Below are 14,816 nucleotides of genomic sequence, written 5' to 3' on the forward strand. Positions count from 1 at the left end.
CTACCTTGCCGCCCTCCCCGCCCCGCCGCCCCCGCGGCGACCTCAGCCGACGTAGCTCAGCTGGTAGAGCAGCTGATTCGTAATCAGCAGGTCACCGGTTCGAATCCGGTCGTCGGCTCCATTGTTTCGCAGACTTACGGCGGCGATGATAAGCCTCAACGCCGCCAGGTAAGCTTCAGGTAAGCACTCGGCGCCAAACAGACGAGGGGGACCGAAGGACCGCGAGTGGAACGAGATCAGGCCAGCCCGCCTCATCTCGTAGGCGAGAGCTCGCGACGGTTCACTAAAGGCTCGACTAGATCGTCCAGTGGAATTCCTGACGTCGTCGCGCATGAGAATGCGTGAACATCGGGCGCGCTTCGCAGACTACACCATATGCTGTTGGTCAAAGCTACGGCCTGAGCTTGGTGAAGCTGTGGCGCGGGAACTAGGCAGCGCCGCCAGACCTTAGACGTAGTCGAGCGACGTCTCGGCTAGGTGGCGGCACGCTGGGCTGGGGGCATTGGGCCAGCGCTGCTACCACTTCCCCGCGTATGGCAGGGGTGATCTACCAAGGCAGCAAGCACGAGGGTCCGCTCCCGGCCGGCGTGGTGAGCATCGCCGACCTCCGCCGTTTGTTCTCCGAGCTACAAGCGAAGGCGCAGGAGATCGGCGAGAAGACGGCCAATGGGCTGAAGCGTCCGCCGGACCAATCGGAGGAACAGTTCCAGGGATATCAGAACTGGGTTCGCCAGCTCTTCGCCGTAACGTTCGCCGTGAACGGCGGACGGGGAGAGCAGGCAATGTATTTTTCAGCGGATGCCCTGGACCTCGAAACACTTCCTGAACCCATCGAGTCGATTCACTTCGATACCTCAGTCATGCACAAAATGGCCGTTCAGCGCGATCCGCTGGACCGTGCCGCTATCTTTTTCGACTTCCGCCGGCCTCCGCTCATCGACCTGAGTAACGTCTCGGGAACTCCACCGCCCAACAACAGCTCGTATTTCGTGATCGGCGCGAACTCGACCTGGGTTTCAGCGGTTCACGAAGCAATCCTAAAGATCATCTCGCGCCGGCAATCGCCGCTGCGTTCAATGATCTACAGGCGCCATGCGTACGACGCTTTGCTCGTCGTTCTCGGCCTTCCGATGTCGCTCTGGGCAAGCGCGCGGCTCGGCGCGCTCTTTGACTCCTTTGCCCAGCACGCGCAGCCACTGCCGGGACTAATGCGCGTCTACTTCTTCCTCTTGGCTCTTCTCACGTTCCGCCTGCTGTTCAGCGTCGCGCGATGGCTGTACCCGTACATTGAGTTGGAGGGATCGCGAATCCCAGGCATGAAAACCCGACTCCTCTTCCACGCAGTTGTCCTGTCGACAGTCGCGCGATTCGCGTACGACGTCGGCGCTTGGATCCTGCGAGGAGCGGCTGTGCCATGAGTGAGCGCGCGATCTTCTTCTTAGCGGTGCTCTTGCTTGCTGTCGCGTATTCGATCGTTGCCGGTTCAATCGGCAAGGCTGTAGGTAGCCTGGTTCTCGTCGTACCGGTTTCGATAGCGCTGGGAGCGATCGCACTTTGGCTCGGACAGCAGATCGCCGGATTCGCCCGCGGCGTTCGACAAACAAGCGCCCAAGCTAGGACGCCGGTTAGTGTGTGGCGCCGGCTAACGCTCTCGCTCTTGATCGGCATTTCGATCTGGCTACTCGTGAGCAGGTCCTACTAGAAGGGCTGCACCTGGAGGAAAGTTGGTTCGCGGCCCTCCCCCCAAGGGGGCGGCCGGGTTGCGCATCAATCAACTAGGCCTAGCCTTCGCCGCGCCCTCCTTCGCACAAGCCCGTGAGGGCCGGTTCCCCTCCTGCTCCGGCCAAGGGCTACGAACGATATGCAAGGCTCGGTCAGTCCCTGGCCGATTCGCGTTGGCGTCATCGGCTCGGGGATCTGGTTGCTGTTCTTCCTCGCCTACGCGAGTTGGCAGCACGCCGCAATTCCGACCATGGAGCCGAACGAGACCGGCGATTTCCTAGCCGGTTGGTTCGCGCCGCTTGCCTTTCTCTGGCTCGTCGTCGGCTACTTGCAGCAATCGAGCGAGCTCCGATTGCAAGTCGAGGAGCTTCGCCTTCAGGTCGCTGCGACTCAACAAATGGCAGCCTCAGCACTCGCGCGCGACAAGCGCGATGACCTCCTAGCCCAACCGATATTTGTGATGGGTCAAGCACGACGCAAGGGCGATGGCCCGATCTTCGAGTTTCAACTCACCAACCAAGGTGCCGAAGTAACACACGTGACCCTTGGCGGCGTCACGGGCAGCCTGAAGCTTGCGGACGCATCACGCCAGGTCCTTCAAAAGGGAAGCTCACTCCAGATCGCCGTGCAGGAAGCAGGTATGGGTTGGTTCGAGATTTCGTACACAGATCTGCAACAGAAACGGCGATCCGCCTGGTTCCTGTATGACCGAAGCCGCATCTATGCTCGTGAGTTAGGGGAAGGGCCGATGTCTCCAGAAGACACGGGCGAGTGGCTCCGATCAAAGGCCAAGGAGGTGCAATGACCCGTGAGCAGACGCCGCGAGTCTATCGACTTCGAGACAATCAGCCGGTTGTCTGGTTTCATCGATCGCTGTCGAAGTCGAATCAGTTCTGCCTCTACTGTGCTCGTCCACTGGGTGACGGCACCATCACCTCGGACCGCGAGCACGTGATCGGCCGTTCCTTCGTGCCCGATGGATCATTCGGCGATGGCAAGGCTTTCAACTTCATCTTCCGCGCATGTGTGAAGTGCAACGCCGAGAAGGCAAACGCCGAACGACACGTTTCAAGCGTTACATTGTGGGTCTCGCCGGCTCGCTCGGATCCGTCGATCGACCAAATCGCGCGCCGCAAAGCATCGCACGACTTCCATCCCGTCGAACGCGGCAGGCTCGTGTCTGATGTGCGCAGCGAGACGTCCTTCTCGTTCGGGAGTAACGGCCTCTCAGGCACTGTCGGGCTCGTCGGGCCGCCCCCGCTTGATCCCATAGCCGTCAAACTGTTGGCGTATCGCCAGACACAAGCATTCTTCTCGCTGGTGACAAGCACAGATCCACTTCGGGCCGAGGGAACTCGACTGCTGCCCACCGAGCATTGGTGGTTCGGTCAATACTTTCTTCACGCCGACTGGGGCAATACCTGGCTTGTTGAGCTCGCGCGGCGAGTCCGAGGCTGGTCCCGCCATGTCAACATTGTGTCAGCCGAGGGCTACTTTCGTGCGCTTCTAGCCCGAGACGGGGCAGGGAGTGGAGAATGGTTCTGGGCACTCGAATGGAATAAGAGCCTGCGGACCATCGGCGGCATCGGAGGCCCTGAGGCACAGCCCCGAATATTCAACGATCTCCCTGACCTTGGATGGATGGTTGTTGAGCCCGGCACGCGCATCCGAGCCGAACGAGCTCTTGCGCCAGGTGATGACGATTTGTTTGCTGATCCTGAAGACGAGACGGATATATCCGGGGGCTGAAACGTGTTCTTGTATTTCGTGCAGCTTCTTGAAGAACTCGACTCTGTAACCGACCTGACCCGATCCGTAGCCTCTGGCTTTGGACAGAGCCAAACACCGCGGAGGGAGGAGCTATCGAACCTCCGCCAACGTCTGGCGAACCTCAGAGATACTCTGCCAACCGGGCTCAAGCACTATGAAGAGCTGAATAGGTGCGTTTGGATTCTGGGCAAACTTTGCTCTCAGCCCACCTCCGATCCCCAGCACGGGCATGTTTGGTCGGTGGAGGTGGCGCTGGTTCAACTGCGAAGCGACCTCCTTCAGTGGGCCCGGCAGCCAGAAAACTACGATAAGGAGCTCGTGGGCGCGATCGCGAATCTGCTTCTGCGGCGAGAGTACGACTCAGCCATTCGCAAGGCGTTCCTCATACTGACCGAGCGGATGCGAGCGCAGTTTGGCGCTCCTGCCACAGTGGACGGCGAGGATCTCGTGAACCACGCGTTCGGCAAGCAGGCGTCACCTTCGCTGCCGGAACCAACGCGCGTAGCCCTGCGAAATCTCTTCGCCGGTGTCTACGTACTCTTTCGAAACCGGTTCTCTCACCAGCACGTAGCGCCGACGTTCGCTGAAACGGACGCGGCGATTGGTGTTGTCAACTGGGCACTCCACGAACTCGACAAGCTGCCCTAGGTCCGCGGTCGCGACGCGAGGCACCACTACAGCGGTGAACCAATCTCGTTCTCTAGGAACGCCTCGGCCGCAGCGCTCCCACCTCGCGAACGAATAAGAGATGCTCGCACCCGCGCCTCAGCTTCCTGCTGAGTCTTCCCCGAAGCAGGCCAGAGGCTGATCTGCCGAGCCTCTCTTGTCTTACCCCTGGCAGAGCAGTACCAGAGACCGTAACTCTCCTGCACCGAAATCAGGTCGTAGTCATCGATTGTCGGAAACCGGGGTTCGGTCGGGCAAGGTCGATCAGACCACCCTCGCGTGTAGCCGCATTCGAACTCCTCGAGTTCGCAATCGCCATACTCATGCGGCACGAAGGTTCGCTGGACCAAGAGTGCGCCGCAGTGTGGGCACATGAACTGCTCTTCGATTGCGGCGAGGTCTTCTGTAGACAAGCCACGTGAAAGCTCGCTCACGTGGAGCCCGAACGCGCTCGCCAGGGCGAGGAGGGTTTGCTTCTGAGGGCTCGACTCTGCGGTCTCGATCCGCTGTATCTGGCGCAAGCTGACGCCGCTCGTTGCGGCTAAGTGTTCCTGGCTCCAGCCACGCCGCTCCCTTTGAAAGCGGATTCGCTCGCCAGCCGGTGTCGACATGGGCTCACCTCCGTGGCGCACAGTCTGCCGGCAAGGGTGGTACATCACCACGTCATCCTTACGACATGCGAGGCGGCGGAGCCCTGCTGTGTTCTGCGCCGTGAGCTCCTCGAGATGGCTGGCACCGCCCCAATCGACCTGCAGGCCGGTTGGCCGGCGAGAGAGCCATGCAGAACCAATCGGGTTGGCGGTCGATTGATCGCCATCGGCAACCAGACCCGGGTCGGAAATGCGTAGGCCGAGCGTTTCACCCTTCTGCGAACTCCTATTCGGCGAGTGAGAGCTCGTTGAGCTGGAGAGCGTGACCTCCGACTCGGCACGTCCTTTGCTCTCAGCAGCATGCCTATGCCGGGACTGGTCACAGAGCACGAGGCCTCGGTGATCTTGGGCCTCAGCGTGCGGACGCTCCAGAAATGGAGGCTTCAGGGCAACGGGCCGCGGTTCGTGAAGCTCGGCCACGCTGTCCGCTACGACCCGGCTGAGCTCGAGCACTACATCGACAGTGCGCGACGGCGCTCGACTTCCGACGCTGGATCGGGCCAAGGCGACGGTCAAACTCTCCACCAGCGGGCCTGAGGGATGCAGGTGGCTCACCGTGCTCGGTTCTCGCGTCGACTCCGCCGTACTGCAGCTGCCTACGCAACCTTGCTGACGACCGCGGCCATGCACGGAACCTCGTCGTTGGGCCTTCGCTTCAACTGGACCTTCTCCGCGCCGGTTGGTATCTACCGCGAAATCCCCGGCCCGTCCCGGTGCGGCGACCTCGCGCTTCTGTGCTTGCCGTCCGATCTAGAAAGCTTGGGGCGCGCGCGCCGCTACCTCTCGGCGGGCAACTGTGGACGCGGAAGCAGCCCGGTCCTCAAGCAGGTCGTCGCACTGCCGGGCGATGAGGTGGAGGTACAGCAGAACTTCTTCGCCGTGAACGGTCGGATGCTCGACCGCTCAGAGCTTCGCGAAGTGGACAGTCTCGGGCGACCGCTCGCGCACGTTCCGCTCGGACATCGCAAGGTGCCGGACGGCGAGGCATGGGTTCTCGGGATCCACCGAGATCGCAGCTGGGACAGTCGCTACTTCGGCCCCATTCCGATCGAGAGCATCGTCGTACGCGTCGAACCGCTCCTCGTCTTTGGACGGAGCGACTGAATGGCGCCGCGAGGTCCTCGGTCTACTCGCCCGGGGACCGTTCAGCCGGACGCCTCGCGCGCTCCCGATCACGCGCACCTCCGAGGGCACAAGCGGAGCGCCGAGCTTTCGTCGCTGACCCTTGGGCAAACGCGCGAGGGGCCGCCCATTCCGGCGCCCGACGGCCTCAAAATGCGGCTTCGGCCGTCGCGGATCGCGCGTGAGGAGAGCGGCCACCCCGCGCGCGCCCTGCGCCGCGTGTCAGCGCAACTCGGGGGGCGCCGCGCGCGCGGGCGGCGCGGGTCCGCGCCAGCCTTCCTTTCATCGCCGTCCGCGCTCCAGCAGCGAAGTCTCGTCAAGGTTTCCTACGCGCGAAACAAGGGACGAGGGTCGTGGAGAGCCCAGGGTCGGTACCTCAGCCGGACGGGCGCACAGCGGGAAGGCGGGAAGGGACTCGGCTTCGACGCCATGCGAGACGACGTCGAGCTTCCCGACCGACTCGATGCCTGGCAGAAGGCAAGGGATCAACGCCTCTGGAAGATGGTGGTGTCGCCGGAGGCGGGTGACCGCGTCGATCTCCGCGAGCACGCGCGCCGTCTCGTGATGCAGGTGGAGGCCGACCTCGGAACCAAGCTGCAGTGGGCTGCGATCGACCACCACGACACGGATCATCCCCACGTACACATCGTCGTCCGTGGCGTCGACGAGAAGGGCAAGCCCCTCCTCATCTCTCGCGATTATGTGCGTTCAGGGATCCGGGTGCGTAGCCAAGAGCTCTTGACTCGAACCCTGGGCCACCGTCACGAACTCGATCGGAAACGCGAGCGGGAGCAGGCGATCCACGCTCAGAGGGTCACGGAGATAGACCGCTCTCTGCTCGGCAGAGCCGGTCCCGACGGGGTCATCTCGTTCGAGGACCCGCCGTCCGCCTCCGCGGCCAGTCAAGAGCGTCGCCTCCACGATCTACGACGACTTCACTATCTCGAAAGACTTGGCCTCGCCGAGAGGATCGACTCCAAGCGCTGGCAGCTTTCTCCTGACATCATGCCCGCCCTCCGGCAGATCCAGGTCGCTGGCGACATCCAGAAGAGCCTGGCCCGCTCGTACGCGCTCGTCACCGATCGTCACGCGCCACTCGTGTTCACGCGCATGGAGGCTGGCGTCGAGGTGACGGGGCGGATCGCTGGCGCCGGCCTGGACGAGGCTCGCGACGAGCCGTTCCTGATCCTGGAGGGGACTGACGGCAACCGCCACCTGGTGCCCCAGAGCGCCGAGATCCTTCGCGTGCGGGAGCAAGGCCGGCTGCGACCTGGCTCGGTCGTGACCCTTCGTGCTCGCGCTTCCGGTCGCGGCCGGGGCCCCCAGCGTACGGAAATCATCGAGCACGGACGCCTCCGGGATCTGCGGCGGACCGAGACCGGCAGCACGGCCCTGGATCGCGATGCACTTCGTTCCATCCGGCAGACCGGCTCGCTCCCGCCGGCGATCGCAACCGGCGGACGCGGCTTTTTTCGTCAATGGCGTTCGGCTGTGCTGGCCCGTGGCCGTGTCCTCGAGCGCGAGGGACTGATCCGGCCCATCGAGACCGGAGCGCTCGGACGAACCTACGAGATCTCGGAAGGAGCAGAGCGGATGGTCGAAGCCAGGATGGACGATCGCGGGCGCATACCGACGAACCTTCGCGAGCTCGAGCGCAGTCACGGGAAGGAGATCGAGCTTGCTCGGGCGCGAGCAGGCCTTGCCTACCGTGGCGAGCTCGTCGCGTATGCCACGAGCGACGACGGCACCTCCTACGCGGTTCTGGACACGGGACGACGACTCGCGGCAGTGCCGACCGACCGGCGGGACCTCGAGGTCGGCCACGCGGTGCGCGCGCGTGCGCAGGCCGTGACCGACGAAGAGAGCCGGGAGCGACGCCGCCTCGCCTGGGTCCTCGACGACATCGAGCATGAGCGTGACCGCGGCCGGGGACGCTGAGCCAGGCCCGGCGGTATACTGGCGCGTCTAAGAGTTCAACTAAGCGAGAGCCCGGATGCCTCTTCGGCGCAGAGCCTCACCGTCACGCGTCTCACGGACCCGTTCTGGAACCCGAGACGCGCTGTGAGAATATGAACCTGGGACTTGGCGCGCACCCGTGGGATGACGAAGCTCTTCGCGCAGCGTATTGGCGTTCATTCTCGGAAACGCGTGCGGCGATCCAAGCTTCGCTTGGCGGTCGCGCACAGGAGATCCTCGATGATCTCCGCCTCTCTTTCGAAATCTTCGGTGCGGCTGTCGACGACCTTCTCGCGGCATGTGAGGCGTATCGCGCGGGCCTTTCTGACCCGCGGTTTTTCGATCGCGTGAACGAAGGTGCGCGAGAGCGCGCGATTCTGGCCGTGCGAAGAGGAACATTCTGCGCCGCTGCGAGCGCGCTTGCGCTTGTCGATCACAGCAGAAGAGCGCGCGACCGCTGGCAGCTGCCGGGCTACCGGGAGAGGATCAACGCGGAGTTCGCCGAGAACCCAGAGCATCGTTTCGTGCAGGGGCTTCGCAACTACGTGTCGCACTTCCGGCCTTCGTCATCGACATGGCGGGAGGTGATTACCTACGGCCCTGCCGGAAAACGCGAGACCAGCTTCGTGCTCCGCGCTGACGAGCTGCTCGCCTGGGACGCGTGGGACTCGTCAGCGCGCGAGTACATCCGCAGCGCACCGAAGAATGTGATCGATCTCGAGAGCCTCTTCCGGGGGTATCGCGACAGAGTGGCGCACTTCCAGGGGTGGCTCCGGGATCTAGTTGAATCGATCGCGCGGCCGGAGCTGGCTCAGTACCGGCACTACAAGGACGTGGTTGACCAGCTGGCCTCGTGGAGCAATTGGAACGTCGTGATTCAGAATTTTGTGCTCAAGCGGAATCTCGACCCGTACAAATACCTGCATCGGTACCTCACGCCGGCACAGCTCGAGGAGGTCCGCGCGCTTCCTTCCCAAAGCCGCGAACAGGTGGACCGAATTATCGAGCTAGTCGACCGCCACCGGGCGTGCGCCTATAGCCATCGGGGGCTCCCGCAGGGCGAAGAGCTTCGAATGGCGGTTTATCGCGCCTTCGGCGTTGCCCCCGCGGAGGTGAGCAGTTGATGGATTGATGGCTCGGCTGCTGAGCCAGGCCCCGCGGTATACTGAGCGCACCCTCTGGATGGCCGGTATTCCCGCTCTTGGGAGCCGGCTCGTGGCCGCGACTCGTCTCTATCGCCTTCCCTCCTCCGGTGAGCGCAACACTGCCGCCGGCATCTTCCTCGGCTCGATCGCCAGCACGCTTGGCTGCCTCGTCCTGATCATCTGGACCGGGACGCAGTGGGCCGCCTGGAAGCTCGCCTACCAGCCCGCGCTCGGCACGCCCCTCTACGCACCCGAACCGGACGAACGCCGTTTGCTGTTCGCTGCAGCCGCCGTAGCCATCGCGCTCGGCCTTACCGCCCTGCTGCACGCGCCTAGTCGCGGCTGGTCCCCTGCCCTGTTCGCCGCCGCTCTGGCGGCCGGCGCCTGTTGGTGGGGACCGATCTACGCGCCGTGGGACTTCTTGCTCTGGGAACTGCGCTACGGCAGCGTGCCGGAGGCAGAGGCGATATGGCGCACCGGCCATTGGCTGATTGGCGCTCCCGCGCACTTCGTCTTCCTCGTCGGCCTGGTCCTGGCCGTACGGAGGGCGCGCAAGCTCGGCGGCCGAACGGATAGCCACGGCTCGGCGCGCTGGGCGGACGACAAGGATGTCGCGGGAACCGGCCTCCTCGACGCCGGCGGCGTCTACGTGGGTGGATGGCTGCAAGACGGCCGAACGGTCCCTCTGCGCCACGACGGACCGCAGCACGTCCTCGGATTCGCACCGGCGCGGTCGGGGAAGGGAGTCGGCTGGGTCATCCCGAGTCTCCTCGCCTGGCCGGACTCCGTCGTCGTGAACGACATCAAGGGTGAGAACTGGGCGCTCACCGCCGGCTGGCGGCAGCGCGGGCTCGGCAGCGTCTGCCTCAAGTTCGACCCCACCTGCGATGACGGATCGGCCGCCCGCTACAACCCGCTGCTCGAGGTCCGGAAGGGGCCGAAAGAGATCCGCGACGTCCAGAACATCGCGGACATCCTGGTCGATCCCGACGGCAACGGCTCGAAGGATCACTGGGACCTGACGGCGCAGGAGATCCTCGCCGGGACGATCCTGCACGTGCTCTACGCCGGACGCGACAAGTCGCTTCGCGGGTGTCTGGACTTCCTCACCAATCCACACCGTCCCATCGAGGAGGTGCTCCAGGAGATGATCGACACGCAGCACGACCCGGCCGGCGAGCGCAACTGGTGCGACGCCCAGACCGGGAAGCCCACCACGACCCATCCCGCGGTGGCCCGTGCGGCGCGGTCGCTGCTGAACAAGTCCGAGAACGAGCGATCGAGTGTGCTCTCCTCGGCCACGAAGTTCCTGAGCCTCTACCACGACGATGTCGTAGCGGCGAACACCGCGGCCTGCGATTTCTCGATCGCCGACCTCATGCACCACGATCGGCCGGTGAGCCTCTACCTCACCGTACCGCCCTCCGACCTGAGCCGGGTCCGTCCGCTCCTCCGCCTCCTCATCAACCAGATCGGCCGCCGACTGACCGAGCGGATGGACTTCGAGGATGGCCGGCACGCTCCCCGCTACCGGCATCGGCTCCTGCTCATGCTGGACGAGTTCGCGACGCTTGGGCGCCTGGACTTCTTCCAGACCCAGCTCTCGTACCTGCCCGGCTACGGCGTCAAAGCGTTCCTCATCGTGCAGGACCTCTCGCAGCTCTATGCAGCCTACGGGCGCGAGGAGAGCATCGTCTCCAACTGCCACGTCCGCGTCGCGTACGCACCCAACAAGGTCGAGACGGCGCGCCTCCTCTCGGACATGGCCGGAGCGATGACCGTCCACAAGGAGACCCGGACCTACACCGGCAACCGGCTCAACCCCGTGCTCATGCACGTACTCGCCTCGGAGCAGGAGTCGCACCGGCTGCTGCTCACCCCGGACGAGGTGATGCGCCTTCCGGAGGACGCTGCCCTGGTCTTCGTGTCCAACGCTCGGCCGATCCTCGGGCAGAAGCTCCGCTACTACCGCGACCCGGACTTTGCAGGGAGAGCGCGGGTTCCGGCGCCCCCGATGTCCGATCGTTTGACCCAGCGGGCCTGCCCTTGGGAAGCAACAGCCGACGAATTCGCGACCGTGAGCACGCCGACAGAGCCGACGCCCGCGACGCCCAAACCGCCCACCGAAAGTGTCTCCGCCGATGCTCCGCCGCCCGACGCCGAGGCTCTTCTCGCGGGCAACGCTGGGCCCGCTCCGGAGGCTGGCCGATGAAGTCCAACCGTGCCCGCTACGAGATCCGCTCCTACGCGGGCGCCGATCTCTACGGGCGAATCGTGCGGGAGGCGGCAGCCCGCGGAATGACGGTGTCCGAATGCGTCCGGCGGGAGCTCGAGGACCTCTATGCGTATCGCGACGCGCTCGCCGATGCTTTGCGCATCGCAGGTGACGAGGGAGGGCCGGCGCGCGGGTTGCTCGAGGCAGCGCTCAAGGGGCTCGAGGCCCGCCTGGTAGGTAACTTCGGTGTTCAGCTGCAACGTATCGACCGCCTTATCAGCGATCAGTCGCGCCTGGAAGCGATGATCGACCGCTTCTATCTCGGCGTGATGCTGCACCTCGAAGACGTCCCGGATCATGTCCGCCCGGCGCGACTCAAGCGGGCGGCAGAACGCCACCGAGCGTGGCGCGAGGTCGTGGACCGGATCGGGAGCGCAACCACCGGTCTGCAATCCGGCGACACCTCGGGCGTCGCCGACGGCGGGGAAGTGGCGCCGACTCGGGCGGCGGACGTGCGCCCGCAGGGCGAGTAGTCCCACCGGGCTGGCCCGATTTCGGCGTCTCGTCGCGGGGCCAATATTGCCGTCCGGCGCCACCTGCACCGCATCATCCGAGTCGATTTGGTCGCCGTCTCTTCGATCGAAGGTGGAGGAGAATCTCTCCGTCGCGTTCGGGTTCTCCCTCGGAAACCCGAACGGAAACCGACACTTCCGCGGATCTCTCCGTCATTTATCTTGCATTCGCAGTCCTCTTTCCCGATCCTTCTCACGCCCCACACCGCACAGCGACTCCAGACGCACTCGATCTACCGCGGCTCTGCAAGCCGACTGCCGGGTCAGCTACCGCGCAGCTACCGGCGAACTACCAAGCCGCTGCAGCCGCCGAGCAGAACAGTGCCCCGAGAACGTGCGCTCGAACGCAAGCGGACCGCACGGCGCTGGTGCTCTTCGGAGGTCAGGAGACGACGCGATACTCAGCGTCGATGACCTCGCCGTGGGGCGTGCCGTGCAGCGGTCGAGCCGAGTAAGGCGACATGCGAGCCTCTTCGGCGCCGTCGGCGGAGGGATTTCGATCGACCGGTCGCTGCTGCAAAGGAGCGGCGAAGACTCCGCCTCGATGGACGCCGAGACCGACCACAAACCCGGCGATCGCGAGCATCGCCCCGGCAGCGACACCGCCCAGGGCAGCGCCCAAGTGGAAGCCGACCAGGCCCCAGTAGAGGCTCAAAGCGAGCACGAGCGATGCAGAGAGACGGGTGAAGCGGTAGAGCACGTAGAGGCCGACGAAGGTGCCGAGGAAGCCGAGCCAGGTCTTCGTCATGATGCCCACGACGAAGGCGATCAGGAAGAACTCGGCGACGACCATGGCACCGCTCCGGACCCGGCCGAGCAAGGAACTCGCTGCCAGGACACGGCGAGGATACCCGACGAAGCCGGGCCCGCAGCGGAGGCGAGCCCGGCATCGGGCGACCGCCCACGGGCGACTCACGATCCCTCGCGGGGACCATCGGCGGGGGCCATCCCGAGCACATGATCGACGGCCCGCTGCGCGTGCTGGGCAGCGCGAAGGAGAAGCCGTCGGTCGTCGCGAAGCACCCGCAGCCACGACGCCACGTAGGCGGCGCTGTTCTCGAGGGTACGCTCGGCGATCCCGACGTGGGCACAGAGGTACGCGGCGCCGATCTCCGCCACGAGCTCCTCCTCGCTGTAGGCGTGGTCACCGAAGAGGGCACCGTCGGTCACCGCGGGGCGCGCCAGGCGGGTCGGGTGGCCCGTCGAGTGGACGAGTTCGTGGAAGAGCGTCGCCTGGTAGCCGGCAGCGTCACGGAAGGCCTCCCGGGGCGGCAGGTGGATCGAGTCCGTGGAGGGCCGGTAGAAGGCGCGCGCGCCACCGTCGTGCCGGATCTCCGGCGGGGCCGGCATCACCGAGACGACGGAGTCGGCGCTGGTGCGCACGGTCACGATCGGCGAAGCCACCAACGCGGGCGCCTCGACGCCCTCGATCTGGAGCAGGTTCCAGACGCGGTAGTACCGCACCAAGGGAGCCGACCGGCGCGGCTCGCGGGCGTCCTCGGTGTCGGCGATGCGTTCGGGCCACTTCCAGAGCAGCACCGGCGTCCCGCGCTCGCCGGCACGCACGCGACCACCGACCTGGTTCACCTGGCGGAAGGTGAGCCAGAGCGGCGACTCGTAGCCCTGGCAGCCGAGGACGAGGAGGTTGATGCCCCGATAGGCCGTGCCGCGGATGTTTCGCGGGAGCCCAACAGCAGGGTTCCACGGCCGCTGCCACGGCACGGTCCCGGCCTCGAGAAGGTCGAGGATGCGATCGATCACGACTTCGTACGCCTTCATTAGAGCTGTCCTCCCTGTTGCTCCGGCCCGTCCGAGAGCCGGCTCCCTCACCGGACCCGGAGAGCCGGGCGAGGCGGGCAGCGCCCGACCGGCGAGGCGCAGCGCGCGGCCGAGGCAAGGCCCGTGACCGCAGCGCAGCGGAGGGCGCGGGGCTGTGACAAAGGCCGGAGCGGAGTCCGCCGGGAGGGCGTCGGAGGGAGGGCAGCGGAAGGCGGACGAGGAAAAAGGAGCGTGATTCGAGGGCCGTCACGGGGTGGGAGCAAGGGGCGACGGCGACGCTGACCGGGTACGCGAATGGAGCCAGCCGGCCCCAGCTGGCGCCCGCCACCGACCGCGGCAACGGCTCGATGCGATGCGCGCGACGCGCGGACTAGAGATCCGCGCCGTGCTTGAAGAGCGTCGCGTCGCGCTCGCGGAGCGCCACGAACTCGCCCGTGCGCGTGAACACCACCGAGTCGAGCAACGAGATGCCGAGGAGCGCACCCGCCTGGGCGAGTCGCTGGGTGATCTCGCGGTCCTCGCGGCTCGGACTGGGATCGCCCGAGGGGTGGTTGTGCGCCACGATCACCGCGCAGGCACCGACGAGGATCGCCGGCTGGAAGACCTCGCGCGGGTGGACGAGCGACGCCGACGCGGTCCCAATCGAGACGACTTGGTGCGCGATCGGCCGATGGCGACCGTCCAGGTAGAGCGCCACGAAGTGCTCACGCGCGTCGTCGCGCACGACCCGGCGCAGGAACTCGACGACTTCGAGCGGTCGCCGGATCGAGGTGGCGATGCGGGCGGAGCGCCCGACGTAGCGGACCGCGACCTCGCGGATGAAGTGGATGTTCTCGTGCTCGACGCTGGCCATAAACCCTCCGTGTCGTTCTGGGCCCGCTGTGGGCCGGCTCTCTCGCCAGCACTGGAGAGCCGGCCGCGGCGGGCTGGCCGGAGGGCGGAAGCGGAGCAAGGGGTCGAGGCAAGGGCCGTGACCACAGCGCAGCGGAGGGCGCGGGCCTGTGTCCGCAAACCCCGCAGCGGAGCCCGGCCAACGGCTGGGAGACACGGAGGGTGTGGCCGTCGGAGTGAGGGGAGACTTTCAGCTCACGAGCCGAAGAGGAAAGCGCGTTCGTGCAGTGCGCCGAGCTGCGATCAACGAGGGGAAGGAGAACTCAGGGCGAGAGAGTCCTAAGAGGGCCATAGCGTCGAATGGTGGTCAACCGGACAGCCGCGCGAG

Annotated in this window: 14 protein-coding genes and 1 tRNA gene; 12 read left to right on the forward strand and 3 right to left on the reverse strand. The window is 65.5% G+C overall.

Annotation, left to right across the window (positions count from 1 at the left end):
• The first annotated feature begins 45 nt into the window (after positions 1–45).
• From OZ948_15100 to OZ948_15155, 12 genes are all read left to right on the forward strand, one after another.
• A tRNA-Thr gene (locus tag OZ948_15100) sits at positions 46–121 on the forward strand.
• Positions 122–542: 421 nt separating this feature from the next.
• Positions 543–1,418 carry a hypothetical protein gene (locus OZ948_15105; GenBank protein MEB2346055.1) on the forward strand — a complete coding sequence of 292 codons (876 nt, stop codon included), beginning with the start codon at positions 543–545 and terminating at the stop codon, positions 1,416–1,418.
• Entirely contained in the window at positions 1,415–1,702 is a 288-nt protein-coding gene (locus OZ948_15110) for a hypothetical protein (GenBank protein MEB2346056.1), read from the forward strand. The genes OZ948_15105 and OZ948_15110 overlap by 4 nt, the downstream gene beginning before the upstream one ends.
• A 159-nt stretch (positions 1,703–1,861) precedes the next feature.
• On the forward strand, positions 1,862–2,527 hold the full coding sequence (locus OZ948_15115; GenBank protein MEB2346057.1) for a hypothetical protein: 666 nt from the start codon (positions 1,862–1,864) through the stop codon (positions 2,525–2,527).
• Positions 2,524–3,471, forward strand: a complete 948-nt coding sequence (locus OZ948_15120) for a hypothetical protein (GenBank protein MEB2346058.1) — start codon at positions 2,524–2,526, stop codon at positions 3,469–3,471. The genes OZ948_15115 and OZ948_15120 overlap by 4 nt, the downstream gene beginning before the upstream one ends.
• A gap of 261 nt (positions 3,472–3,732) precedes the next feature.
• Positions 3,733–4,140 (forward strand): hypothetical protein, encoded by a 408-nt coding sequence (locus OZ948_15125; protein MEB2346059.1) that lies wholly within the window; start codon positions 3,733–3,735, stop codon positions 4,138–4,140.
• A gap of 968 nt (positions 4,141–5,108) precedes the next feature.
• Positions 5,109–5,345: a helix-turn-helix domain-containing protein gene (locus OZ948_15130; GenBank protein MEB2346060.1), complete on the forward strand. Its 237-nt coding sequence runs from the start codon at positions 5,109–5,111 to the stop codon at positions 5,343–5,345.
• Between the two features lie 69 nt (positions 5,346–5,414).
• Positions 5,415–5,912, forward strand: coding sequence for a conjugative transfer signal peptidase TraF (gene traF, locus OZ948_15135; GenBank protein MEB2346061.1), 498 nt, complete (start codon positions 5,415–5,417; stop codon positions 5,910–5,912).
• 447 nt (positions 5,913–6,359) lie between these two features.
• Entirely contained in the window at positions 6,360–7,868 is a 1,509-nt protein-coding gene (locus OZ948_15140) for a DUF3363 domain-containing protein (GenBank protein MEB2346062.1), read from the forward strand.
• Positions 7,869–7,999: 131 nt separating this feature from the next.
• Positions 8,000–9,010: a hypothetical protein gene (locus OZ948_15145; GenBank protein MEB2346063.1), complete on the forward strand. Its 1,011-nt coding sequence runs from the start codon at positions 8,000–8,002 to the stop codon at positions 9,008–9,010.
• A gap of 7 nt (positions 9,011–9,017) precedes the next feature.
• Positions 9,018–11,243 carry a type IV secretory system conjugative DNA transfer family protein gene (locus tag OZ948_15150; protein MEB2346064.1) on the forward strand — a complete coding sequence of 742 codons (2,226 nt, stop codon included), beginning with the start codon at positions 9,018–9,020 and terminating at the stop codon, positions 11,241–11,243.
• Entirely contained in the window at positions 11,240–11,779 is a 540-nt protein-coding gene (locus OZ948_15155) for a hypothetical protein (GenBank protein MEB2346065.1), read from the forward strand. The genes OZ948_15150 and OZ948_15155 overlap by 4 nt, the downstream gene beginning before the upstream one ends.
• Positions 11,780–12,200: 421 nt before the next feature.
• Here the strand turns inward: OZ948_15155 and OZ948_15160 are convergent, their stop codons facing one another.
• The 3 genes from OZ948_15160 to radC all read right to left on the reverse strand — a co-directional run bounded on the left by OZ948_15160 (position 12,201) and on the right by radC (position 14,450).
• On the reverse strand, positions 12,201–12,611 hold the full coding sequence (locus tag OZ948_15160; protein ID MEB2346066.1) for a hypothetical protein: 411 nt from the start codon (positions 12,609–12,611) through the stop codon (positions 12,201–12,203).
• Between the two features lie 119 nt (positions 12,612–12,730).
• Positions 12,731–13,597: a zincin-like metallopeptidase domain-containing protein gene (locus OZ948_15165; protein ID MEB2346067.1), complete on the reverse strand. Its 867-nt coding sequence runs from the start codon at positions 13,595–13,597 to the stop codon at positions 12,731–12,733.
• A gap of 370 nt (positions 13,598–13,967) precedes the next feature.
• Positions 13,968–14,450 (reverse strand): DNA repair protein RadC, encoded by a 483-nt coding sequence (gene radC, locus OZ948_15170; GenBank protein ID MEB2346068.1) that lies wholly within the window; start codon positions 14,448–14,450, stop codon positions 13,968–13,970.
• Positions 14,451–14,816 lie beyond the last annotated feature (366 nt).

The sequence above is a fragment of the Deltaproteobacteria bacterium genome (assembly GCA_035063765.1).
Classification (GTDB): Bacteria; Myxococcota_A; UBA9160; order UBA9160; family PR03; genus CAADGG01.

What these genes read in the sequence shown, in the direction of transcription:
- OZ948_15110 (MEB2346056.1), top strand. Translation starts at nt 1,415, where the DNA reads ATGAGTGAGCGCGCGATCTTCTTCTTAGCGGTGCTCTTGCTTGCTGTC.
- OZ948_15115 (MEB2346057.1), top strand. Translation starts at nt 1,862, where the DNA reads ATGCAAGGCTCGGTCAGTCCCTGGCCGATTCGCGTTGGCGTCATCGGC.
- OZ948_15120 (MEB2346058.1), top strand. Translation starts at nt 2,524, where the DNA reads ATGACCCGTGAGCAGACGCCGCGAGTCTATCGACTTCGAGACAATCAG.
- OZ948_15130 (MEB2346060.1), top strand. Translation starts at nt 5,109, where the DNA reads ATGCCTATGCCGGGACTGGTCACAGAGCACGAGGCCTCGGTGATCTTG.
- OZ948_15140 (MEB2346062.1), top strand. Translation starts at nt 6,360, where the DNA reads ATGCGAGACGACGTCGAGCTTCCCGACCGACTCGATGCCTGGCAGAAG.
- OZ948_15145 (MEB2346063.1), top strand. Translation starts at nt 8,000, where the DNA reads ATGAACCTGGGACTTGGCGCGCACCCGTGGGATGACGAAGCTCTTCGC.
- OZ948_15150 (MEB2346064.1), top strand. Translation starts at nt 9,018, where the DNA reads ATGGCTCGGCTGCTGAGCCAGGCCCCGCGGTATACTGAGCGCACCCTC.
- OZ948_15155 (MEB2346065.1), top strand. Translation starts at nt 11,240, where the DNA reads ATGAAGTCCAACCGTGCCCGCTACGAGATCCGCTCCTACGCGGGCGCC.
- OZ948_15160 (MEB2346066.1), bottom strand. Translation starts at nt 12,611, where the DNA reads ATGGTCGTCGCCGAGTTCTTCCTGATCGCCTTCGTCGTGGGCATCATG.
- OZ948_15165 (MEB2346067.1), bottom strand. Translation starts at nt 13,597, where the DNA reads ATGAAGGCGTACGAAGTCGTGATCGATCGCATCCTCGACCTTCTCGAG.
- radC (MEB2346068.1), bottom strand. Translation starts at nt 14,450, where the DNA reads ATGGCCAGCGTCGAGCACGAGAACATCCACTTCATCCGCGAGGTCGCG.